Origin of the sequence: Paenibacillus sp. JJ1722 (assembly GCF_048282685.1) — a bacterium.
Classification (GTDB): Bacteria; Bacillota; Bacilli; order Paenibacillales; family Paenibacillaceae; genus Paenibacillus; species Paenibacillus polymyxa_B.
On the sequence record NZ_CP182500.1, the window covers coordinates 208,900 to 233,062 of the forward strand.

Here is a 24,163-nt window from a genome sequence, read left to right on the forward strand (position 1 = left end):
GTCATGATAAGTTTAATGGTATAGCGTTTTTTGAGAACAATTATATATGTTGGTCTGCGGATGTAATGACTTGGGGAACTGGAAGTACGAAGGAGTCATTTACGAGAAAACGCAAGATCCGATGTGCAATGATCCCGAGAAGCGGATGTTATATGCAGCAGACGTTCAAGTGGGACCGGATGGAAGATATTATTTTTATTATGCTTTTGATTTACTAGGAGTAATTGCCGTTGCTGTAAGTGATACTCCTGCTGGCAAGTATGAATTTTACGGACATGTCCATTATGTCGATGGCACATTGCTGGGCGATAAAGAGGGAGATACCTTTCAATTTGATCCAAGCGTATTAGTGGATGATGACGGACGTATGCATTTATACACCGGATTCTGTATGGAGCATTTTTCATGCAGTGGTTTGGGTTTCCAGACAGAATTATAAAGGGTGGTATGTTACCAAATTGGAACAGGATATGGGAAAAAGCATTGAGCAGGGGTGGCTGCCAAATCAGTATTAATACCGCTAAACTGGAAAAATGATCTGCTTTAATTTCATTTATTGTAATGAACCGTAGCTCATCGCTTCGTTCCATGCCGTTTACGAATCAATGCAAGGTTGGGCTGCGTTCGATGACAGACGCAGACGCTGAAAAAAACAAAGAGTGGAGGAATCACAAATGGCCTTTAACGAAAACTCGAAATTAAGCGAATTGCTGGCGAACAAAGCTGCGACCACGGTGCTGGAGAAGCATTTGCCCGGAATCTCGACCAATCCGATGGCGAGCATGGGGAAGGGCATGTCGCTTAAGCAACTGGCCGCCATCCCGCAAGCCAATATGCCCCAAGAGTTGATCACGGCTATCGTTTCCGATCTGACTGGCATCGGAGAAGAAGGCGTTCAAACGAAGCCTCATGAGAGAAGCCCGGCAAACGAGACTAAAACTGATGAACTTCTTGATAGAACCGTACTGATTGGTTCCGTCGCCATCATCACTGGGGGAGGCAGTGGCATTGGTCGTGCCGCCTCGCTTCAGCTTTCCAAGGCTGGATTCAACGTTGTTGTCGTCGACTTCAATGCGGAGACGGGTGGAGAAACGTTACGCCTTGTTCGTGAACAAGGCGGTGAGGGTCTTTTTGTGCAAGCCGACGTCTCAAAAAACGAAGATGTCGAACGGTACGTGAAGGCAACCATCGACGAATACGGACGAATCGACGCTTTCTTTAATAACGCAGGAGTTCTGCAACAATTCAATTTGCTGGAGAACATCGAACTGTCCGAGTTCGAGCGAGTCATCAACGTCAACGTCCGTGGCGTCTTCCTTGGCTTGAAGCATGTGCTGAAGGTTATGGGCAAGCAGGGTTATGGCTCGATCATCAATACTGCTTCGACCGCGGGTATTCGCTCCGAACACAGTATGGCCGTCTATTCCGCAAGCAAGCATGCTGTGATTGGCTTGACGAAATCTGCAGCGATAGAATACGTAAGAAAAGGCGTTCGGGTCAACGCTATTTGCCCTGGCGGCGTCGATACGGCGCTGACACAGACAGTCCCAGCCATGATGCAAGAGAGTGGCTATATGCCGGAGGAATTCCCTTCCATGAGGATGGGACGATTCTCCGATCCGGCTGAAGTTGCCGAGATGGTCGTGTTTCTAGCCTCAGGCAAATCCAGCTATATGACCGGCTCGGTCGTCGTGGTTGACGGTGGGCTGACGTTGTAATCGCAGTTAATCCATATCACTCAGAATGGGCCAAGCTGACTTCTGGAACCCGTTCGATAGCTAGTTGTATGCGGATACCGAATGATGTTTACAAGTTGCATGAGTAGGTTCAGGGATGAAATATGTTGATTGCATGTAAGAACGCCGAATTGAACGTGGATTAAAGAATGGAAGATTTATTGGCAAGCATGACATTGAAAGAGAAGGTAGCTTAACTGTGCCCGTCTTGTGAATGGCCCGGTGGATACCACCAGAACCAGGGTGTTGAATCTATACTGGATGACTTTCAATTAGAATGTTGCGGATAAATATCCCGTTCCGCTTGGATACTGTGAGATGTCGAAGAAAATAACTCGGTGAGGTAAGTGATTCATCGATTCCTCCTCGGTATCCGCGCGAGCTCCAAATTCAATATGACAGCATGAGACAAGGCGACTGTGGTGCGTGAGAAGAGTTTCTTCTCTGAATCTTTTGTCGTATATTTGGATGTTAACCGAAGGAGTTGAATTTTGGATGGAACGGGAACTTACGACTAAAGAATTAATCGGTGATTCGGCAGGTTCAATTGCTTTAAGTATCATGACAGCCCTATTAGGTCTGATGACATTCTACTACACCGACATTGTTGGAGTTTCGGCTGGTGTTGTAGGTACAGCCTTGTTATTTACCAAGCTTCTAGACGCTGGCGCAGATATCGGAATGGGGGTACTTCTAGACCGAACTCGTTCTAAGCACGGTCAAGCCCGCCCTTGGCTGCTAAGAATGATCATCCCGATATTTGTATCCATTTTGCTGCTGTTCAGCGTTCCCGATCTAAGCCCAGGGGCAAAAATAACTTACGCTGTTATAACTAACATCATATTTTATATTTTTGTGTTTACTCCTACATCGATTCCTTATCAGAGCCTAATGGCTTTAACGACAAGAAGCCAGCAGGATCGAACCTTAATGGGGATATTACGAGCCTCTTCTAATTATTTCACAGGAGCCATCATCGTCATGGCTTTCATTCCGGCTGTCAATGCTCTTGGAGGAGGCAAGAAAGAATGGACGCTTTTAACAGCAATCCTGGGGTTAATCGCTTCTCTTGGAATCTTTTTGACCTTCCGTTATTCTAAAGAAAGATATAATACCCAACAATTGAAAGATGTTGGTGAGATAAAGAAAAACTATACGATGAGAAAAGGTCTTAAATTGCTTTTTACGAACAAATATTGGCTTATTATTTTTTTTATCGCACTAATCTCGAATATTAATTTTGCTGTATCCGCTTCAGCCGGGATGTATTACGCCAAGTATATCTGGGGCAATCTTAATTTGGTAGGGATCATGGGAGCGCTCTCTTTTATCCCGATGGTACTCGTTTTTGCTGTCTCCGGGCCTGTCATCAAGCGATGGGGCCAGCGAAATACTGCCATCTTTGGATTGGCAGTTGGGATCCTGGGCTCTCTCATTCGATTCATTGATCTTAACAGCATCCCGATTGGCCTGGCTGGCTCCGTACTGCAAGGGTTTGGTGTGATTCCTCTGATGATTGTGCTGGGACCGCTTATGACGAGTACGATTGAATACGGCGAATGGAAGCATGGGCAACGGATTATTGGGTTGACGAATAGTGTGAACTCCTTCGGTGGTAAAATCGGTACGGCGCTTGGAACGGCACTCATTGGCTGGTTGCTTGCTTTCGGGCATTATCAGGAGGGCGCATTAATACAGACAGATACTGCAAAATCGATGATCATCGTTATGAATATTTATTTGCCATTATTCACTTATATTTGCATGGCTATTTTGTTGTTTTTCTACTCACTAGAGAAGCAGTACGTTGGCATTCTGGATGACTTAAAGAAAAGACGGGAAGAAGTTCCTGAATAATCGTTGTGTCAAAATAGAACTAGTATTTCCCTGAACGCCCGATTTTTCAAAGCACGGATTGGGTCAACCAAATTTTCTGGAGGAAATGCAGAACGAAAATCGTGTTGTTCGGGGGACAATATAAGGGGTGGCTAGTCTGGACAAAGATGAAACCGGGTATATGTGCTGCCCCGCTGTGACGGGCTAAAAAAAGGACAAAAACAGCTATTCTGGTGAGTCCCTAAGATCCAACAGCTCTGTTTCCTTTGAGTTTCGCAAGTGACTAGTTCAAACGCTATTTTAAGGACAAGTTTGATTTGGTGATCGGGGATAAATGCCATGATATGAACTATTTTTATCAATTGTTTCGCGAGTATGATGGGATGACACACCATCATCGTAGTTGGGAAAAGAGCGGGATTTCTTCTAAAGTCGTCTCCCCAAAAGGAGCATGCAGTCTGCAATGTTATTTTGAAGGCTAGGGTGGCAATTGAACATGAAATAAATTTTTTGGGAAATCTAAATGAACCATAACGCGTTTTTTAACGCACATCACTCTCCGATCGGAGCATTCGCGAGTTTCACGTTGGGCTTTCCAGGTGCAAATGGCGGTTTGGATTTGGAGCTTGGTCAATCGCCGGCAAAGAACATTTTTATTGTTATGGAGACGGAAGTACCAGGAAAGTATGAAGCGCTCCCGTTTTCGGACATAGCGAAGATGAAGCTAAGCGTTATGATATTGAACACGCCCAAATGATTCAAGACATGATGAATTTAATTGGCCGAATTTCCAAAGATCGCATCCAGCGTAAATTTAAGTTGTCTACGGATACTTGTAAAGAGGGCGACCTTATGGTTTCCATCTACTCGCCTGTCGTGTCTGTGCCAGACCCGTCCCAATCTGTACTTGGCAAGCAAATGTTGGGCGGCATACGTTGCCCTTGAAAAACTTTTTAAGTCAAGCGGCCTTACAGAATTGGCGAAGGAAGCTGGGGAACAGGCCATGAGATGTGCCCGGACGATTGTTTCCTATCAAACTGAGAACGGGTATATTCTTCTTTTACATTGGATGAATTCTTTGGACAGCTTTATAAAACGTTCATGTTCTGTCGTTAAGTTCCTTAGCTTTATTGCTTTCCGGTGTTGCTCATATAGGTGTGTTGGGATCTTTCTGTCTCTTAAGGAGTGAAGCAAGGAATTCCGACGAAACTACCAGCTAATAATATTATCTCACTGTATCTTATAGAAAAAATACTTTTATCTTACTGGATGTTATAAATATCTTCGATTATTGATATAAAAACAACCATTTCTAAGCACGTTTTAGTCTCATTTGATGTTATAACTCACACTAAAATTAGCGGAGAGGACGGAGCGTCCATACGGAGTACCCAAGTCGATCCTGCTTAAAAGCAACAAGGGGTGTCCCAAGCAGCTGTTTTATGGCTTTTGGGACACCCCTTTTTTCTATGAATAGAGTCGGAATGTTGAGTTGATTTCCCCGAAGGGCATTACTGCGTGCTTCTGTTTACCAATTCACGCGGGTTGATGCCATCGTCTATCGTTAGCGGAGTAGGGGCTCCCGTAGCGATTCGCTCCCAAGGCACCATTTTAAAGTTCTGATTTAACTTTTTGCCGTTTTGAAGATTTTCGTCATCTTGTGCAACGAAGATACCATGAGGGAAATTCTTGCCTAATCCGTAGCCAAGAACATCAATACCGTCTGTGACAGACGTACCGTCAACGGTAGGGCTCGCGCTGATCGTAAAGTTGCTTATATATGCATTGTCGCCTTGTCGTTCATAGATCGCATAGCTACTGTTTCCTTGACTGGAGGCCATGAGATACCCCTTGCCATCTTTACCGTAATACAATGTAAGTCCTTCTATGTCATCGTGAAGTCTGCGCCCATCTGCAATATCAACACGTCGCAGCGGCTCGGATGAACCGTCTGGCTCGGCACTATACTTCCAAATGGCGTAATCCTCTTCAGCGATGTAGATCGTACCATATTCATCATCAGCAACCATGCCTTCGGATTGCGTATTCAGCTTGAACTGGCGGACAAGCTTACCTGCAATTTTGCCGCTTCCGTCGTCAGTCAGCTCATATTGCTCAAATTCACCCTCTTTGCCCAACACGAGCGCGTAAAATTTATCTGTCTTGAGGCTATGGTATAAGCTGAATCCGTACACTTCTTTCATAGATGCTTTAATGGGTTTGCCAACCACGTTGGTCAGCTTTCCTGATGCACCGTCAATGGCAAAGATATCAATCGTGTTGTTGGTTCGATTGGTTGCCCCTGCGATATCAATTTTTTTGCCGCCCAATGTGAAACCGTAACGAAGGTCCACGTTATTCATTTTTCCGACCTTCATGTTTTGCAGTTGCTTGCCTTCCAGATCATAGACTAAAATCCCGCCGCCTTTATTGGTTGCTAAAATTCTACTTTTCTCTGGCTCGACCGGGTTGAGCCAGATTGCAGGGTCGTCGGCTGCGTCTTCTCCATCCTCCACAGCTTCTGTTTCAGCAGAAGGGATCACTTTATAGGTGGGGACTGCATCCTTTGGATCTGCATATTTGCTGTTCTCTGCTTCAAGCGCTGTAAGAAGTTTTGTAGGAAGATATACATTTCCATTCATCATCTTAATTTCCCGGTCCGCTTTTCCGCTTAGTCCAGCTAGACGATATTGCTTCTCACCCACTGTAAAGGTCCCGACAATGCCATTTTTCAGTTTGACCAAAACAGAGTGGTCATCACTGTCCCATGTAATTGTGGCCCCCATTTTATCTGCCTGTGTTCGTAGTGATGCATACCCGGATGGCTGAATGTCTGCCGCATGGGTCAGTTCTGGTGATACCAGAACCCCCGTTAAAATGGCTAATAATGCTAGTTTAGTTGACTTCATATGTATGCCCCTTTTCTGAAGTGAAAATGATATAACCGACTCAGTATAAAGCGAGAATATCAAAAGGATACAATGAAAATGTAAAAGGAATGTAAAGGCGGTGTAAGCATTCAATGGACTGGCTTCCAGTATTGTTGTCTGTAATTCTTTGGAGACATTCCGAACTTTTCTTTAAAGCATTTGGAGAAATAGCTTGCTTGGGAGAATCCTGTTTCCTCGGTAATTTGTTGGACGGACCAGTCGGTTTGCAGCAAAAGACTACGCCCTTGATCCAGTCGATAATCCATTAAATACTCAAGTGGTGTGCACTGGAAGGCGACCTTCATGCATCTGGCGAGATAGTTCTGATGTACGTGAAAATGGGTCTCCAAATCCTTATTGGTGATTGTATTTTTGTAATTCTGTTTTAGGTATATTTCGATCTGTTCCGCCAACTTAGAGGAGCTGTCTTTATTATTCTGATCATACTCCAAACTCTGAAAAACATTCACAAACGTCTGTTGGGCCTCCCATAGTGCCAGCTTTCTAGGTTTTAAAGTAGAGGCTAGTAAATAGTCTAATTTCGAAAATAGCTCATGCGGATTCACCACTTTTTGAATTTTGGGCAAATGAATGGTCGTATGTTCTGAATGAAAATGCAGCTCGGGAATGGGGGTGCTGGGTATAATAGGATTGGGCGAGGATTGTGCGCACCACATGCTATTGGTTTGAAAATGGAACCAGTAAAAGGAGGTTTGTTCTGTACATGCCTCAATGGGAAAATGATGTTTATCCGGTTCAAGAATGAGAGCGTAATTTTCAGTTACCTTCCACACTTCGTCCTCTTCGCCAATGTGCAGCAATCCTTCTTTAATGATTATTACGTCAAAATAACCCAGATTATACCTATTCGGGTGCCAATCCCCTTTTTGATATGTAGTAAAATTCCCCTCAATGAAATAAGGCAGCGGAGGGACAAGGAATGATAGAAAGTCTGTTTTGCTCATGGAAGCCAGCTCCTTTGTGTGTGAAATCGTATAAGTTTTAGTTAAAGATCGCGATTTTTTTTATAAATTCAGGTTGATAAAATAAGGACGTAGCAAGGGGAACTCAGGTTAGCTTGTACGATATTATCATTACTTTATCCTTATTTTTTCAAAAATGAAAGCGTTCTATTTCCAGGAAGGGATGTTTATCCAATGAAAACGGCAAAGCCAGTTAAGCATGTCATCGTTGATGATTTATTTTGGAAAAAGTATAAGCAGGTTGTGGCGGAAGAGGTTATTCCTTATCAGTGGAAAGCATTAAATGATGAATTACCAGATACAGAACCCAGTCATGCGATTGAGAACTTTAGGATTGCAGCCGGGGAATCCAGTGGGGAGTATTATGGAACCGTTTTCCAGGACAGTGACATTGCCAAATGGCTGGAGACAGTTGCCTTTAGCTTAAGGGATCATCCGAATCCTGCGCTTGAAGAGCGGGCTGATGAAGTAATTGAATTGTTGGGAAGAGCTCAAGCTGAGGATGGGTATCTGAATACGTACTATCTGCTGAAGGAACCCAATAATCGCTGGACCAACTTAAGAGATAATCATGAGCTGTATTGTGCAGGGCATTTTATAGAAGCGGCTGTTGCTTATTATGAAACGACGGGCAAAACGAAGTTTCTTCACATTATGGAGAAATACGTAGACCTGATTCAGCAGGTTTTTGGTACGGAAGAAGGGAAACGGAAAGGCTACCCGGGACATGAAGAAATTGAGTTAGCCTTGATCAAATTATACGACGTAACTGCAAAGGATCAATATCTCAAATTAGCGCAATATTTTATTGAACAGCGGGGACAGCATCCTATTTACTTTGCAGAGGAACAAGAAAAGAGAAAACATATTCAAACAGAGCCCACCTGGAATGATGATAACAACATTAATTTTGGCTTAGGCTTCGAATACCAGCAAGCACACCAACCTGTGCGGGAACAAAAAGAGGCAGTCGGCCATGCGGTGAGAGCGGTGTATCTGTATATTGCGATGGCGGACTTGGCCGCGAAAACAGGGGATGCTTCCCTGTTACAAGCCTGTGAAACGCTGTGGGATGATGTAACGAATCATAAAATGTACATCACCGCAGGGATCGGTTCTACTGTAAACGCGGAAGCGTTCACTTGCCATCACGATCTTCCCAATGACAGCATGTACTGTGAGACCTGCGCCTCTGTAGGGCTGGCCTTTTGGGCCAATCGTATGCTGCGCTTAGCGCCAGACCGGAAATATGCCGATGTTTTGGAGCGTGCGCTATACAACGGAACGATTAGTGGGATGGACCTGGACGGAAAACGGTTTTTCTACGTGAATCCGCTGGAGGTTAATCCTTTTCAAAAATCCAGAAAAGATCAGGAGCATGTAAAAACAGAACGGCAAAAATGGTTCTTCTGCGCCTGCTGTCCGCCCAATTTGGCACGAATGATTGCATCGGTTGAGGACAATATGTACACCCAAACGGATGATACGTTGTATACGCATCTGTATATTGCCAGCAAGGTGAACATGACTTTATCTGGTCATGAGGTTGAAATTACACAAACTCATCATTATCCATGGGATGCGGATCTAACCTTTTCGATCCACGTAACAGAGCCGACTTCCTTCAAATGGGCACTACGGATTCCGGGTTGGTGCAAGCAGGCAGAGGTGAAGGTGAATGGAGAAGCTATATCATTAGACCATCTGGAAAATGGCTATATCGAGATTCAGCGTACTTGGAAGGACGGAGATGTGGTAACTCTGCATTTGGCTATGCCAGTTGAGCGCATTCGGAGCAATCCACTTGTCTCCATGAACCAGCAGCAAATTGCTCTCCAACGCGGCCCAGTCGTGTTCTGTCTGGAAGAAGTGGATAATGGAGCGAATTTGGCAGGATTAAGATTGACGAAGGATAGCCTCATTACGGAAGAGTTTAGCGAAAACCTGCTGGGTGGCATTGTAAAGTTGACTATAGAGGGATACCGGGTAAAAAATTCGAACGCATTATATAGCTCGGAGCCTCCTGAATTTGTTCCTCAACAAATTACCGCCATTCCTTACTATGCCTGGTGCAATCGGGCAAAAGGGGAAATGCGTGTATGGGTTTATGAATCATAATTCATTCGCATGGGGAGAGGAAAGATCATGAGTACGAGAATTGTGAGTACGGAACCACCGGAAAAGGCAGCAAGTACCGTTCCTTTTCATCGTAAAATCAGCTATTCATTAACGGATACGGCAGGCAATTTACTATACTGTGTTATTTCCAGTTATCTATTGTATTTTTATACAGATGTATTCGGACTTTCTATCGGGATTGCCGGGACATTACTATTTATCACCCGTTTTATCGATGCCATTGATGCCCCGATTTGGGGCATCCTGATTGACCGAACCAAGTCGAAATACGGCCAGAGCAGACCCTATTTTCTATGGTTAGCTATTCCGTTCGCTGTGTTCATGGTCCTTACGTTTACGACACCCAATTGGAGTGAGTCGGGCAAAATTGCATATGCCGCCATTACGTATATCATAGCAGGTATCCTTTATACCGGAATCAGTACGCCGATTACGTCTATTCTGCCTAATCTGAGCACCAATTCTAATGAACGCGTAGTCTTGAACTCCTTCCGCATGGTCGGGGGGAATGTGGGTTTCTTCATCGCCACGACGTTTACGTTACCTTTGGTCGCTTTCTTTGGACAGGGGAATGATCAAAAAGGATTTTCCTTAACGCTCGTTTTATTTGGAATCATGGCGATTATTATGTTTTTCATAGCGTTTGCCGATTTGCGAGAAAATGCAGCAGTGAAAACGAAATCCGTTCCCATTGCTAAAAGCTTTACAGCCATCAAACGAAACTGGCCCTGGATGCTCGTTGTAGCTGCCAACTTGTGTTACTGGATTGGTTTGAATATTCGTTCAGCAACGCTAATCTTTTATCTGCAGTACAATCTGGACAGTAAGGACTTAGTACCTTTAATCAATGGACTGACCTCCCTGCAGTTGATCTCGATGGTTCTGATTCCGTTTTTCGCCAGAAAATTAAGTAAAAATGCGATTATGATTATCGGATTGATATTAGCTGCGCTGGGTCAAGTCGTGATTTTAATGGGCAGTACAGACTTAACCCTCATTATTATCGGCTGGATTATTGGTGCGTTAGGATCAGGCTTTGCATGTTCTATGCCGTTTGCGATGTTGTCAGATACAGTCGATTATGGGGAATGGAAAAATGGTATTCGGGCAAGTGGTTTCCTGACCTCGATTGGAAGCGCATTCTGTATTAAAGCAGGTAGCGGAATCGGCGGATTATTGCCAGCATGGATCATGGGCAGCACTGGTTACATCGCTGGGAAAGTTCAAACCCCTACGGCGTTGTCCGGCATTCAGTTTAGCTTTATCTGGCTGCCATTTATCGTCTTCTTGATCGGAATCATTCCTATGTTTTTTTATAAAAAATTCGAAAAGAATGAAGCTTCTATTCAACAAGATTTAATTGCGAGAAGATCATAGACATTCTTTTAACAAGGGTTTAATGATATATTAAAACATTATAATGCTGCTCCAAAACCTGTTCGCTGAGCTGAGCAGGTTTTTTTGTTTTTTTCTATTCAAATGTGAGTAAAGCCATTGACAGGATTTTCTTTTGGAGCAATACTTCTATGTAGAGAAAAGTGTACAGAATCAAGAACTAGACACATCTAGCCTTGCAACTTTATACATTTTTTCGCCATGAAGGCTCTTCTGTTGAAGGGTTTTTTTCAATTTGAGAAAAAGAATGTGATGATATGAGTCAACTGAGTGTAAGGATGAGAACACATGGCTTTCTGAATAAGCATTTTTCAGGAGAGTCTATCGATTATCGACAGATTATTGCGCTGTTTATCCCGCTTCTGATTGATCAGGCTTTTATTGTGGGTCTTAATTTGGTAAACACGGCAATGATTAGCTCGTCGGGGATGGCGGCAGTCAGTGCTGTAAATATGATCGATTCTTTGAATATTTTTCTGATTAATGTGTTTGTTGCAGTGTCTACCGGGGGAACGGTTGTCGTGGCACAGTATAAGGGGAGCGGTAACGACCTCATGGTCTCTAAAGCTGCTTCCGGCACCATTTCCTCCGTTTCCTTGCTGGCCTTATGTATCAGTTTGTTTATGATGGTTTTGTACAATCCGATTTTAAGTGTTCTGTTTGGTTCGGCCTCGCCTGATGTATTAGCTAACGGTAAGGTATATCTGCTGGGAAGCTGTATGTCTTTTGTGGGGATTGCAATCGTTGAGGCAGTGTGTGGGGCGCTGAGGGGCATTGGGAAGACGAGGGCATCGCTGGCTCTTTCGCTCATCATGAACCTCTCGTATGTGCTTCTTAATGTGGTATTCATTAATGTATTGGATATGGGTGTGCTGGGCATGACGATTGCCGTCAATGTGTCCAGATATGCAGGAGCAGTATGCGCGCTGATCTATTTGGTCAGGGTAGATGATGACTTGCGTGTTCAGCTTAGAGATATGCTTTATTTTAATCTGGCTATGCTTAAAAAGATTCTGTTTATCGGGCTTCCCTTTGCAGCGGAACAGATGTTTTTTAATGGGGGCAAAATTTTAACCCAAATTTTCATTGTGAGCCTGGGGACAAATGCGTTGGCGACGAATGCCATTTGCTCATCCCTAGCTAATGTGTTCCAAATCCCTGCAAATGCTTTGGCTCTTACGATTGTAACTGTGGTCGGTCAATGCATGGGGCGTCGAAATGTCGCGGATGCCCGGAAGTTTACCAAATCGTTTATTTGGCTGTCGTCTTGTTCATTTATTGTAATGGGATTAATCCTGATGCCTTTGTTTGAGCCGATGGTGGGGCTATTTCATCCGCCTGCCGAAATCGTAGATGACATTTTTGTTGTCATTCTGATTAATACGTTGGCCCAGATTCCGCTCTGGTCCATTGCCTTTATTACACCCTCTGCACTAAGGGCAGCAGGTGATTCAAAATTTACGTCCCTCACCTCGATGCTGTCCATGTGGTTATGTCGGGTGGTGCTTGGATATATTTTGGGCATAGTGTTCAATCTGGGGATTGTTGGTGTCTGGTTGGCTATGGATATTGAATGGGGCGTGCGAGGGATCGTTTTCCTTTGGCGCTTCCGCGGCAACAAATGGGTCCAGCATCGTTTGATCGACTGAATAGGTCCACTACCATAAAATTGACTTCTGGATGAAGGCATTTTACGGTAGTGGATTTTTTTCTATTCCTATACTTCGTTCAGACCCCTTACCCTATCCTGATTCCTATATTGCCTAACTGCGCTCCCTGCTGCATACGGTGGAAGGCTTGCGGTGTGTCTTGTAGAGGAAATACGCTATCTATAATCGGATGGAGTGCATGGCGCTCCATAAACTGAAGCATAGCTGCGAATTCTTCGCCACTGCCCATAGAGGTGCCGATGATGCTGATTTGAGGGAAAAATATAGACCGCAGCGGAATCTCTACTCGATCTCCTGAGCTTGCGCCAAATGTAACGATCCGACCGTTCGGCTTGAGGATATCAAAATATTTATCGAATGTAGCAGGACCGATACTGTCAAGAACCAGATCCACAGTGTCTCCGTTCATACTTTCTTTCCATTCACTATGGCTGTCGAATGCATGATTAGCGCCATGGGCGAGGGCAGCCTGACTCTTGGCTTCGCTGCGTGATGTGACGGTGACCCGTGCACCTGCCGCTAAAGCCATAAGCATGGCATACGTGGCTACACCACCGCCAATACCGGGAATGAGGACGTGCTCACCCTGCTGTAACTGGCCTCTTGTGAAGAGCGCGCGATAAGCGGTCAAAGCAGACAAAGGCAGTACCCCTGCTTCTTCCCATGAAAGGTATGCTGGCTTGCTGACGGCATTTTGGACGGGGATGATAACCGATTCAGCGAATGTCCCGTCCGAAGGTCCGCCCAGAATGGCTGGAACCAAGGGAACATGATGCGTATTCTCCCATCCGATACAGGGATTGATAATTACATCAGTGCCTACCAGCGAGGTTGGGACACTAGCACCCACAGCCTCAATCACACCTGCTCCATCCGATCCGAGAATGAGTGGAGCATCGTTGGCAGCTCGATCTGCCATGAGGAATAGGTCCCGATGGTTCAAGCCTGCGGCTTTGAGTTTTACTCTCACCTCATCGTGCCCTGGCTGTCTGTCCGTAACGTCTGTATACATCAGACCCTCAGGGCCATTTTTGCTGGCATGTATTATGGCTTTCATTTTAAAACCTCCCGTGGTGCGAATTTAGATGCAATTGCATGTATATTGAATTGTACAGAGCGGCAAGCATCCGGTAAAATGAACAAAATCGAACGTGAGTATCACAAATGATCATACCAAGCAGGTGACGTATACATGGAAAGCAGTGATTTGAAAATTTTTCGGGCCGTCGCTCGCGAGGGCAGTATCACGAAGGCTGCGCAAGCCTTGAACTATGTACAGTCCAATGTGACCTCGCGGATTCAGCAGCTTGAGGCACAATTGAACGTACCGCTATTTCGCCGATCTAACCGGGGAATGGCGCTAACGCCAGCAGGAGAGAATCTGCTGGAATATGCGGATACCATACTGACCTTGCTGGACGAGGCTGAAAAGTCCACTCAATATTCAGACCAGCCTGCGGGACCTTTGCGACTGGGGTCGATTGAGACGGCGGCGGTTACGCATCTGACTTCTTTATTGACGGAATATCACGCTCAATATCCTGATGTCCATCTATCGCTTATGACAGGCAGCACCCATGATCTCGTACAAAAGGTATTAAATTACGAATTAGATGGAGCGTTCGTCTATGGCCCCGTCGATGATCCGCATATAGAGTATGTTGCAGCTTTTGAGGAGGAGTTGGTGCTCATCTCGGAACCAGGGAAAAGGGACATGGGTGAGTTGCTTGCCAAGCCTATGCTGTTCTTCGACGTAGGCTGCACGCATCGTACAAGAGCAGAAAGCTTTCTGAGCGAAGAAGGTGTGGATGCTTATCAGGTTATGGAGTTCGGAACATTGGAAGTCATTTTGGGTGGTGTAGCCTCTGGTCTGGGGGTGTCCATGTTGACACAATCGTCGATTGCAAAGGCAGAGGAGGCAGGAAGTATTGTTTCTCATCGTTTGCCCAAAAAATATCGCAAATTAGAGGTGTGGTTTGTTCATCGGCGGGATTCGGTTTACTCCAGTGCACTGTCAGGCTTGCTTCACTGGATGAAAAAGGATGCTATACTTAACCGGGATTAAATTGACAGCAGAGGTGTATCATTTGGAGGAACATGGTGTAACGAACAATCCATCTACAGTCGCTCCGGGACCATATGCGACGAATGGCGGCTATCATCGACGAGAACCGGATAGGATGGCAGTATTATCAGAAACATACGGAGCCTCTATTTTTTTCAGAAGATGGGCGGCTTGGATGATCGACTTCATTCTTATCGTCTTCGGGTATGGAGGGCTGGTTTATTTTACAGCGAAAAAAGTATCTGAAGCGGAAACCCCAAATATGGGCCTGGTAGTGATGCTTTTCCTGATTGGCTCCTTCTGCTATTATCTGTTACTGGAAGGACTTACGGGCTATACGCTGGGCAAGTTTGTACTTCGTATTCAGGTCGTGAATGGAGAAGGAAGGCCGCCAGGCATGGTTAAATCCTTGATCCGCACCCTCATACAGCTGGTAGATACGAATCCGCTGTTTTTTCTGGGACTGCCCGCGGGGTTATGTGTGCTGGTGACACCTCGGAAACAACGGATTGGCGATATGGCTGCGAGTACATATGTGGTTAAGGTAAGGGATTTGGGAAAGGCCGGCAGAAAGAAAACCGGGATTTTTGTAGGAGCAATCATCCTGATGACGATCATTTCGATTGTCTTTGCTGTATCTTTAATTACTACGCTCATTACTCAAATCGTGAAGCCTGAGGTATTTACCAGTAAGGATAGCCAGTTTGCGGTTACGGCTCCGTGGAATTGGTCACGAGATAATATGATTAATGAGGAAGCGGATATTTCCATTAAAAATGAATTGACCGAAAGATATTTGATTGTATTATCTGAACCGAAAAGCGATTTTGACAGCAGTATGACTCTTCAAGAATATAAAGGAATCATTGAGGAACATTTGGTGTCAGGAATTACGGACCCTGAATTGGGGATTGCCTCCGACTTGGTGGTGAATGGATACCCAGCCATTGAGTTTACCCTAAAAGGAGAAATAGACGGGACTCCGATCATGTATAACGTGACTACGATTGAAACGCCTTCACATTATCATCAGGTGCTTGCCTGGACCTACGCTTCCCGATACAGCAGGGCACAGCAAGAGCTACGCAAGATTAGAGACAGCTTCCGTGAAATGAACATGCTGTGAAGTGAACATGGAGCAATAACGATGAATCGAAGTTATAAGGCAGTAAGCAGAACAAGCAGACAGCTTATAGAAGCGTCTGCTTGTTGTTTTATAGGCTTATTTTAAAAAATCAACAATTAAAACGGAGTAGGCGGAATAGTAGATTTATATAGATAATTTGATCATACAATAGAATGTCTGATCACTCGTAATCCGGCGACTTTCGCCACTTTACCTTGTGGGTGGGCTTTGAATTGAATCGTCACTTCATTCTTGTGGTTCGTCACAGATAGAGGAAGCTCATAGGCGAACGTTTCGAATTTATTCATTTCCTCAGACTCCAGCTTGCCTTCTCCTAAAATCTGACCATCCGCAGTGATGTCAAAGTCACTATGAGGACGGCTCAAGTCCTTCAAATAAGTGACGGCCAATTGGACAGGCTCATCCGAAAGCACCTTCATGACAAAAGAGAACCAGCCCCCAGGCCAGGTGTCGCGATATTTGCGGTTATAGATGGACCCCAGACCTACATGCTCTCCAGTAAAGGCATGATCCCGTTCAGGCTGCATTTCGGCAGGCTGCACAACGTCCACTGTAAGTCGTTCCAGCTCTAGCTGATACGCTAACGCGGTACGATATTCTGCTTCTGTTGCTGCCCATTCCTCCTGGGAAAAGAGATCCCAATAGACGGTATATGAACGATCATACATCTGATAAAACGGACGAAGCTTCAAGTCTCCGATATAGCCTAAGTCGGTCGTATGGAATGTATTGGGCTCGTTCCGGTCAGCAATCAGCTTCGTTGTTAATGAGTCGGCCGATCCGATCAGAACAGACGCAAGCAGACGTTCTTCGTTGGATTCCTGCTCAACAGGACCAAGGTCCCCAGCCAGCACTAGCGGCCCATACATAAAAGCAATTCGGCGTGGATTATCCGGCATTTCCTCGACTCTCACGGTCATTGGAATGTCGTACTCGATCGTATCCCCATTGTTCCATTCCCGTTCAATTACAACGTAGCTGGTAGGACAAGCCTCTGTGACGTACTCTTCCCCGTTGATTTTAATCATCATCCCTTGCTCCGCCCAATGCGGGCATCTTAGCTTGATCGCGAAGGATTTGGGCTCCTTGCTGATGACGCGCAGCGTTCCCCGTCCATTTTGCGGAAAGAGAGTATCTTGTTTGAGCTGTACGCCCATCTCGTTCCATATCACGGTAGAAGGGACATATTGATTGACATAGATCGTTTCTGGCGTGTGAAAATAAATCGCAGTGCCGTACATGGAGTGGCTTTCCATACCGGAACCGACACAGCATGTAAAATCCTCATATTGAGAATTAAAGGACTTGTGTCCTCCCATTTCCAGCGATACAAAATAGCACACACGTCCATCTACAGGCTGCTGTGAAGCCAGGATATGATTGAACATCGCTCGTTCATAGTAGTCGGCATAGGCTGCATAGGCGTCCCACTCGAACATATGTCTTGTTAATTTCAGCATATTGTAGGTGTTACAAGTTTCACAGGTACCTTCGCCCAAGCGGTCATTCAGCTTCCCGGGTTCACCAAAATGTTCATTATAGCTATTGCCGCCGATCACGTAGGAATGCTTGTGAACAACCCGATCCCAGAAAAAGCGAGACAGGTCCGCATATTGCGGTTTGCCCGTCATTTCAAATTGCCGTGCAGCGCCAATGATTTTGGGAATTTGCGTATTGGCATGTCGCCCTGCCAGCGTATCTTGGCTATCTGCGAGATCATTGAGCACCTCTCCGTGATAAAAGCGTTCCGCAAGGCTCAAAAAGCGTTCTTCTCCCGAATGTTCCGCCAGATCGGTCAGCACCTCGTTCATACCGCCAAACTCGCAATGCAGCACCTGCTGCACCTGATCATCGTCCAGCCCTTGAAGTACATCCTCCAGCCAGTTGCCGAGTTTGATTTCTATAGACAGGGCCTTGGGATGATGCGCCAGCAGATGTGCATCACGCAAGCCAGCAAAAAGTTTGTGCATGGTATATAGCGGCACCCAGCCGCCGTTTAGATCGAAGCCCTGGGAGCGGATATCTCCGGCTTTTACTTCCTCAAAAATCTCTTTCCCACGTGGAATGCCGGAAATGTATCCGTTTCCATGACTGTTTTGGCATATTTCCAGTTCGTCGACTACATAGTTCACGCGTTCCAACAGTCTTTCGTCGCCTGTGGAGGCAAACATCAGTGCACAGCCGGACAGGTAGTGACCGAGTGTATGTCCGCTGATGCCACGCGCTTCCCAGCCTTCATAGTGAGCCGCTTTGGGCTCCAGTCCCGCATATTCACGAAAGCGTGATAATAAACGGTCGGGTTCCAAACTCAGCAGATAGGCCGTATTCAGTTCCATCGCATGTAAAAGTGGGCCGGAATCAATTCTTACTTTATGCAAGTCAAAAGCTTTAGCTTTCAAAATCATCGCTCCTTAGCTAAGATGAAAGTGTATATTTCTCCACTACATTAGCATTGGAATCGCGGTATGTCAGTAGCTTAACCATACAATGGGTGGACAAATCCGAACATGAACCTAAAGAGGCGATAACATGACCTATCTAAAAGTAAATGTAGATGCTCCGATTCAACTGATCTCGGCAGGCGAGTTTGTTAACGAGGTACCTTGGAAGCATATGAGTCGTTCCATTGAGAATTTTGAACTGATCCTGGGTGTCCAAGAGACGGTATATATACGGGAGGAACGGGAAGATTTTGAAGTAGGCGAGGGAGATATTCTATTGCTTTACCCCGGTCGTACGCATAAAGGATATCGGGAGTCATTGCCAGGCGTGAAATTTTATTGGTTTCATTTCGATGTTCCCACGACCCCGAATGTATTATCTAATGAAGAAATGAAGCAGGAAACAAGTGCTATGGATGGGCTTTTGCAGCGTCACGGTGTGATGCGTGATATCTATTTACCGCAATGTGTACAGGCAGACAACGGAGATCGGATTCATATTATCGTCAATCAGATTTTGCATGTAGCCAACTCACATTACCTTACGTATCACAGTGCAAATTATTTGTTCACCTCGCTGCTGATCGAAATATCGGAACTGGCACTTAGCCGCTTGCTTTCCAATCCTGTCAGTTCACAGGGGAATGTGAGTTTTAACAAAATTATCGAGTGGACCCGAATTCATGCTGAAGAGCCGCTGACCGTGACGGATTTAGCTCGAAAATTCAATTACAACAAGGATTATATCTCTCGTTTGTTTAAGCAAAATACAGGCATGCGTCCCCTGGAGTTCATTCATAGTATTCGTATCAACAAAGCCAAAGAGTTGATTTCCCGTACAGATATGAGCATTAAGCAGGTTGCCGAAGAGGCAGGATATACCGATGAGAAATATTTTATGCGTTTGTTCAAAAAGAGAGTCCATATGACTCCTTCCCAATACCGGAATGCCTATCACAAAACATTTATGAACAATGTCTAGTGCATTTCCGCTTGGATAGGGAAATTTTATAGATAAAACATGGAGGAAGAGTCGGCTAAAATAAACTTGTAAGCGTTTCACCTATAGATAGAAGGGAGGAGAGACATCCACCATGATTACTAGAGAACAGATTTATTTGGATGAGAAGCTGGAGACCAAATCGGCTGTGTTTGAGTTTATTGCCCAAGAGGCTGAAAAGCTGGGTGTCACCGTCCATAGGGAGCAACTGGTGCAGGATTTGTGGGAGAGGGAAAAAGTATATTCGACAGGGCTTCAGGATCAGTTTGCCATACCTCATACGCAGAGCGAAGTGGTCACCAGACCAGCAGTCCTCGTGATCCGATTGGAACATAGCATTGACTGGGCCTCTCATGATGGCAAGCCTGTCCAGTATATTTTTAGTATTTTGGTGCCTAAAGGGTCCGTGGATGTATCCCATTTACAAATTATTTCCTCGCTCGCAACCCTGCTCTTAGAGGATTCCTTTAAAGAGGCGGTAGCGGGTGCCAATAGCAGCGGCGACGTGTATCATTTGCTGGAACAGTATACAGAAGGGTTGGTGTCATAATGAAAATTGTAAGCGTTACATCCTGTATCGCAGGGTTGGCTCATACTCCAATGGCGGCAAAAGCACTGGAAAAAGCAGCGGCACAGCTCGGTCACCATATTAAAGTGGAGCAGCAAGGCGCACTAGGCCAAGTGAACAAACTTACGGAGGAAGACATTGCAGCGGCGGATTTTGTACTGATTGCCTCGGATCAGACAGTGAAGGATGCAGAGCGTTTTGAAGATAAAAGAATCGTTCGCGTTAAAATCGGTCATGCGGTCAACAATGCGGAAGCGGTTCTTACCAAAGCGGTGGAGGCCATCTCTGCTCAAAAATAAGATTAGGGAGGCAACACGGACAATCAGCAGCGTAGATGATCTGAATGATATCCGATGAGCCTTTGAATAACAGTAGTATTCATGATGGGGGAGAACATGATGAAAAAATGGCTGAGTGAAGCTAAAAAGCATCTGATGACAGGTATTTCTTACCTGCTTCCGGTTATTATTGCAGGCTCCTTGATTGTTGCCGTGTGTAAAATTATCGGTCTGACAATGGGTGTCACTGACTTTGGTCCATATGCTGACAAAAGTGGATTTCTTCATATTTTATACTTAGTCGAAAATGTAGGCTGGCGCGGAATTGGACTGCTAAACATGGTTCTGGCTGGGTATATCGCCTATTCAATTGCCGACAAGCCTGCACTTGCTGCAGGGCTGATTGGCGGCGTGCTGGCACAGGAGACGAATGCGGGATTCTTGGGCGCTCTTGTTGCAGGTTTTTTCGCGGGGTATGTCACCCTCTGGGTGAAAAACAAAGTGAAAATCACAGGTCCGGCCGCAGGTTCTGTTCCGCTAATTATTTTGCCGCTCATTACGGTAGGCTTAACCGGGATTCTCATGTCCGTCATCCTGGGTGGGCCGTTGAGCGCGATTAATGAAGGACTGGTCAACTGGATTAAGCATATGAGTGAGAGCGGAACCAGCACCTTGGCGCTAGCCTTAATTTTGGGAGCCATGATTGGGTTCGATCTTGGGGGTCCCGTCAATAAAGCTGCCTGGATGGCGGGAAATGCGTTATTCCTGTCGGGTGTGTATTTACCCAATATTTTCGTAAACATTGCCATCTGTATTCCACCGCTAGGCTATGGAATTGCAACCCTAATTCTGAAACATCGCTTTTCCAAAACATATCGGGAAGCTGGAAAAGGCTCCGTGATCATGGGCATTATCGGAATTACGGAAGGGGCTATCCCGTTTACACTGCGTAACCCTGCCAAGCTGATTCCATTGAATATGATTGCCTGCGCAGCAGGTGCAGCATTGACGGCTTTGCTGGGCGCACATGTCATCATGCCTCCAATTGGCGGTTTGTATGGCGCCATCTCCGTAGGTACTCCGTTTGCATATCTGGCTGGAGGGGTTACAGGCGCATTAATCATTGTGGCAGGAACCTTGCTCGTCAATTTCCGTGAGGAAGAACAGCAGCAGGCTGAAACGAAAGAGGCCTCTGTTAAGAAAAATGGAGAAGACATTGAGCTTGTATTTGACTAAATATCACTAGATAAAGAATAGACAGCATGGAGGGAGAACGAGATATGAGCCGTACGAAAGTGCATGTCATACCACATACTCACTGGGATCGAGAATGGTATTTTACCACTTCCAGATCCAAAGTCTACTTGGTGAAGCATGTGAAAGAAGTATTGGATGCGTTGGAGAATGGGGACGGTTTTAAATACTATCTTTTGGATGCCCAAGGGTCCTTGCTTGACGATTATACCCGCTGGTGCCCGGAGGATGAAGAGCGCATTCGCCGTCTGGTAAGCGATAAACGCCTGATGACCGGGCCGTGGTATACGCAGACGGATCAATTGGTGATTTCCGGTGAATCGATGGTCCGTAATCTGTATTACGGTATGGAAACGGCGCAGAAATATGGTCATGCCATGAAGGTCGGTTATGTGCCGGATGCCTTCGGCCAGTCGGCGCAGATGCCGCAGATTTATCAGGAGTTCGGTATTCGGCATTTTCTATTCTGGCGCGGGGTAGCCGATAATACGAATCCTAAAACCGAGTTTTTGTGGAAGGGGTCGGATGGCAGTCAGGTGTTTGCGGTACAGATGCCGTTTGGCTACTACTATGGTGGGAATATTCCAGAGGAAGCGGGAGAACTTGAGGCGTATCTCGACAGCCAGATCGGTGCGCTGGAAGAAAAAGCGTCTACCCGCCATGTTTATTTTCCCAACGGCTTCGACCAAGCACCTATCCGCCTGAACTTGCCAGAATTGATTCGCACATTCAACGAGCTGGACCCGGAACGGGAATATGTGATGAATGAGCCGGAACGTTTCCTTGAAGAGATTGAAAAGGACAGCAACGACCTTCCTGTACTGGAAGGAGAGCTTATGGAAGCCAAGCATATGCGTATTCATAAGTCGATTTTTTCCACACGAGCTGACCTTAAGCAGCAAAATAACGAGATTGAACATTTAATCGTGAACACGCTGGAGCCTGTACTGTCGATCAGCCATGCACTTGGGCATGAATATCCACATTATATCGTGAAGGATATATGGAAGCTCTTGTTTGAAAATGCAGCCCACGACAGCATTGGTGGATGCAATAGTGATACGACGAATCGGGATGTGGCTTTTCGTTATAAACAGGCGCGGGATATCGCGGAGAATGTATTGGAGCTGCACAAGCGACTGATCGCGTCGAAGATTAAGCAGGAGGAGACTTTTGCCTTCACCATCTTTAATACGTTGCCTTACCCGCGCAAGGGAGTGACAGAAATTGATGCTTACTTGCCGGAAGGAAGCTTTGTCATTCGGGATACGAACGGTCAGCAGCTTTTGTATACGATTACCGAGAAAGTGGAACAAACAGACTACGTGCTCGGTCAGCATATTGATCTGAATCCGAGCAAAAAGGTGTACCTGCCTGAGCGTGTATTCCGTGCCAAGCTGTTGGTGGAGCTTCAGGAAGTACCTGCTATGGGGTACACACAAATTATATTTGATTTTAGTGCAACAGGGGATACAACAGTAGAACGTAGCAACGGAAAACATATTGAAAATGAATTCTATAGCATAGCCGTACAGGAGAACGGGGCATTAAGCATCACGGATAAAATTTCGGGACGTGTGTACTCAGATCAGATGGTGTTCGAGGAAAACGGAGATGACGGAGATTCCTACAACTATTCTCCACCGGAACGTGATCTTACAGTTTCTTCGCTGGGTGCTGATGTGGAGACAATAACATCCAAAAGTACGGTATCCGAAGAATTGTCCCTTCGGATGAAACTGAAGGTTCCGTATGATTTAAATGAGCGTTCCGCTGCTGGGACTTCAGCTGAGTTGCCACTCCAGGCATCGGTGTCCTTGCGGAAAGGTGAACGGCTGATACGCTTCTCGGTGGATGTGGACAACCGAGTGCTGAGTCACCGTCTGCGGGTGCTATTTGATACTGGGATTGCCTCTAAGCTATCTATTGCAGATCAGCCGTTCGGAGTCATTGCCCGTCCAACTACGCTGGAGGAAGTAAAGGTATGGGAACGGGAGCAGTGGACGGAAAAGCCAATCACCATTGAAGCTATGCAAAGCTATGTTGCGTTAAATGATGGCTCCCGTGGAGTAGCCGTGATGACTGAAGGAGTAAGGGAATATGAAGTCATTGGGCATGAACATGATACAATAGCGCTGACGTTATTCCGCACTTTTGGTTATATGGGCAAGGAGAATCTGCTATACCGCCCGGGTCGTGCCTCAGGAGAAAAGATCGTAGAAACGCCAGATGCACAGCTGCTCGGTGAGCTTACATTTACGTTTGCTCTACATGTCCACGAGTCCGGGTTTGATGAGGCGGGCATTGCTCAAGCGGCCAAGGAATATTTAACACCATTGTCCAGCTACCAGCTGTCTGATTTTCTGAACGGCCGTTTAATTTTTGCCTTCCGAGACGAAGAAAGAATATTTGAGCAAAACTATAGCCTGTTATCTTTTAGCAAGGATTCCAATGTAATCTTGAGTGCATTCAAGAAAGCAGAGCATAGTGATGGTTATATCGTCCGTGTATTTAATCCTTATTTAGAGAAAAATGCGACTGCACATATCACATACAGCGAATCGGCCCATTACGAGTTGGTTTCGCTGGATGAGCGTTCGAAGGGAGAAACATTGGTTTCGTCCGATACGAAAGGTGCACAATTGCCGGAATTGCAGCATTGCAAGCTGTTAACGGTACTGGTAACCCCGGAATTGAACTAACGTGGAAGTAAAATACGGT

At 45.6% G+C, this 24,163-nt stretch carries 17 protein-coding genes and 1 pseudogene; 14 read left to right on the forward strand and 4 right to left on the reverse strand.

What is annotated here, in order from left to right:
- Positions 1 to 70: 70 nt before the first annotated feature.
- The 4 genes and pseudogenes from ACM1ND_RS00875 (at position 71) to ACM1ND_RS00890 (ending at position 4,517) form a co-directional block, all read left to right on the forward strand.
- On the forward strand, positions 71 to 439 hold the full coding sequence (locus ACM1ND_RS00875) for a family 43 glycosylhydrolase (protein ID WP_418026927.1): 369 nt from the start codon (positions 71 to 73) through the stop codon (positions 437 to 439).
- Positions 440 to 965: 526 nt separating this feature from the next.
- Entirely contained in the window at positions 966 to 1,718 is a 753-nt protein-coding gene (locus ACM1ND_RS00880) for an SDR family NAD(P)-dependent oxidoreductase (protein WP_071559709.1), read from the forward strand.
- A gap of 513 nt (positions 1,719 to 2,231) precedes the next feature.
- Complete coding sequence (locus ACM1ND_RS00885) at positions 2,232 to 3,593, forward strand: MFS transporter (RefSeq protein ID WP_023986517.1); 1,362 nt, start codon at positions 2,232 to 2,234, stop codon at positions 3,591 to 3,593.
- A 502-nt stretch (positions 3,594 to 4,095) separates the two neighbouring features.
- Positions 4,096 to 4,517 (forward strand): annotated as a pseudogene (locus ACM1ND_RS00890) (glycoside hydrolase family 52 protein).
- A 566-nt stretch (positions 4,518 to 5,083) separates the two neighbouring features.
- Here ACM1ND_RS00890 and ACM1ND_RS00895 read toward each other — a convergent pair.
- A complete protein-coding gene (locus ACM1ND_RS00895; RefSeq protein ID WP_071559489.1) occupies positions 5,084 to 6,481 on the reverse strand; it encodes a phytase in 1,398 nt (465 codons plus the stop codon).
- Between the two features lie 110 nt (positions 6,482 to 6,591).
- Complete coding sequence (locus ACM1ND_RS00900) at positions 6,592 to 7,467, reverse strand: helix-turn-helix transcriptional regulator (RefSeq protein ID WP_071559488.1); 876 nt, start codon at positions 7,465 to 7,467, stop codon at positions 6,592 to 6,594.
- Between the two features lie 192 nt (positions 7,468 to 7,659).
- On the opposite strand from ACM1ND_RS00900, the gene ACM1ND_RS00905 reads away from it, so the two are divergent.
- From ACM1ND_RS00905 to ACM1ND_RS00915, 3 genes are all read left to right on the forward strand, one after another.
- Positions 7,660 to 9,603, forward strand: coding sequence for a glycoside hydrolase family 127 protein (locus ACM1ND_RS00905; RefSeq protein WP_071559487.1), 1,944 nt, complete (start codon positions 7,660 to 7,662; stop codon positions 9,601 to 9,603).
- A 27-nt stretch (positions 9,604 to 9,630) separates the two neighbouring features.
- A complete protein-coding gene (locus ACM1ND_RS00910) occupies positions 9,631 to 11,001 on the forward strand; it encodes an MFS transporter (protein WP_076295711.1) in 1,371 nt (456 codons plus the stop codon).
- A 275-nt stretch (positions 11,002 to 11,276) separates the two neighbouring features.
- Positions 11,277 to 12,668, forward strand: coding sequence for an MATE family efflux transporter (locus tag ACM1ND_RS00915; protein WP_053324395.1), 1,392 nt, complete (start codon positions 11,277 to 11,279; stop codon positions 12,666 to 12,668).
- Between the two features lie 88 nt (positions 12,669 to 12,756).
- Here the strand turns inward: ACM1ND_RS00915 and ACM1ND_RS00920 are convergent, their stop codons facing one another.
- Positions 12,757 to 13,746 (reverse strand): zinc-binding dehydrogenase, encoded by a 990-nt coding sequence (locus tag ACM1ND_RS00920; RefSeq protein WP_069080990.1) that lies wholly within the window; start codon positions 13,744 to 13,746, stop codon positions 12,757 to 12,759.
- 135 nt (positions 13,747 to 13,881) lie between these two features.
- On the opposite strand from ACM1ND_RS00920, the gene ACM1ND_RS00925 reads away from it, so the two are divergent.
- Positions 13,882 to 14,754, forward strand: coding sequence for a LysR family transcriptional regulator (locus ACM1ND_RS00925; protein WP_418026928.1), 873 nt, complete (start codon positions 13,882 to 13,884; stop codon positions 14,752 to 14,754).
- Positions 14,732 to 15,880: an RDD family protein gene (locus ACM1ND_RS00930; protein ID WP_418026929.1), complete on the forward strand. Its 1,149-nt coding sequence runs from the start codon at positions 14,732 to 14,734 to the stop codon at positions 15,878 to 15,880. The genes ACM1ND_RS00925 and ACM1ND_RS00930 overlap by 23 nt, the downstream gene beginning before the upstream one ends.
- Positions 15,881 to 16,041: 161 nt before the next feature.
- On the opposite strand, the gene ACM1ND_RS00935 is transcribed toward ACM1ND_RS00930, so the two are convergent.
- Positions 16,042 to 18,300: a beta-L-arabinofuranosidase domain-containing protein gene (locus tag ACM1ND_RS00935; protein WP_418026930.1), complete on the reverse strand. Its 2,259-nt coding sequence runs from the start codon at positions 18,298 to 18,300 to the stop codon at positions 16,042 to 16,044.
- A gap of 130 nt (positions 18,301 to 18,430) precedes the next feature.
- Between ACM1ND_RS00935 and ACM1ND_RS00940 the strand changes: the two genes are divergently transcribed.
- The 5 genes from ACM1ND_RS00940 to mngB all read left to right on the forward strand — a co-directional run bounded on the left by ACM1ND_RS00940 (position 18,431) and on the right by mngB (position 24,144).
- Positions 18,431 to 19,324, forward strand: coding sequence for an AraC family transcriptional regulator (locus ACM1ND_RS00940; protein ID WP_069080993.1), 894 nt, complete (start codon positions 18,431 to 18,433; stop codon positions 19,322 to 19,324).
- Between the two features lie 112 nt (positions 19,325 to 19,436).
- Entirely contained in the window at positions 19,437 to 19,892 is a 456-nt protein-coding gene (locus ACM1ND_RS00945) for a PTS sugar transporter subunit IIA (protein ID WP_025718799.1), read from the forward strand.
- Positions 19,892 to 20,209 carry a PTS fructose transporter subunit IIB gene (locus tag ACM1ND_RS00950; RefSeq protein ID WP_023986530.1) on the forward strand — a complete coding sequence of 106 codons (318 nt, stop codon included), beginning with the start codon at positions 19,892 to 19,894 and terminating at the stop codon, positions 20,207 to 20,209. The genes ACM1ND_RS00945 and ACM1ND_RS00950 overlap by 1 nt, the downstream gene beginning before the upstream one ends.
- Positions 20,210 to 20,308: 99 nt before the next feature.
- A complete protein-coding gene (locus ACM1ND_RS00955) occupies positions 20,309 to 21,424 on the forward strand; it encodes a PTS fructose transporter subunit IIC (RefSeq protein ID WP_023986531.1) in 1,116 nt (371 codons plus the stop codon).
- A gap of 44 nt (positions 21,425 to 21,468) precedes the next feature.
- Positions 21,469 to 24,144 (forward strand): mannosylglycerate hydrolase, encoded by a 2,676-nt coding sequence (mngB, locus tag ACM1ND_RS00960; protein WP_418026931.1) that lies wholly within the window; start codon positions 21,469 to 21,471, stop codon positions 24,142 to 24,144.
- Positions 24,145 to 24,163 lie beyond the last annotated feature (19 nt).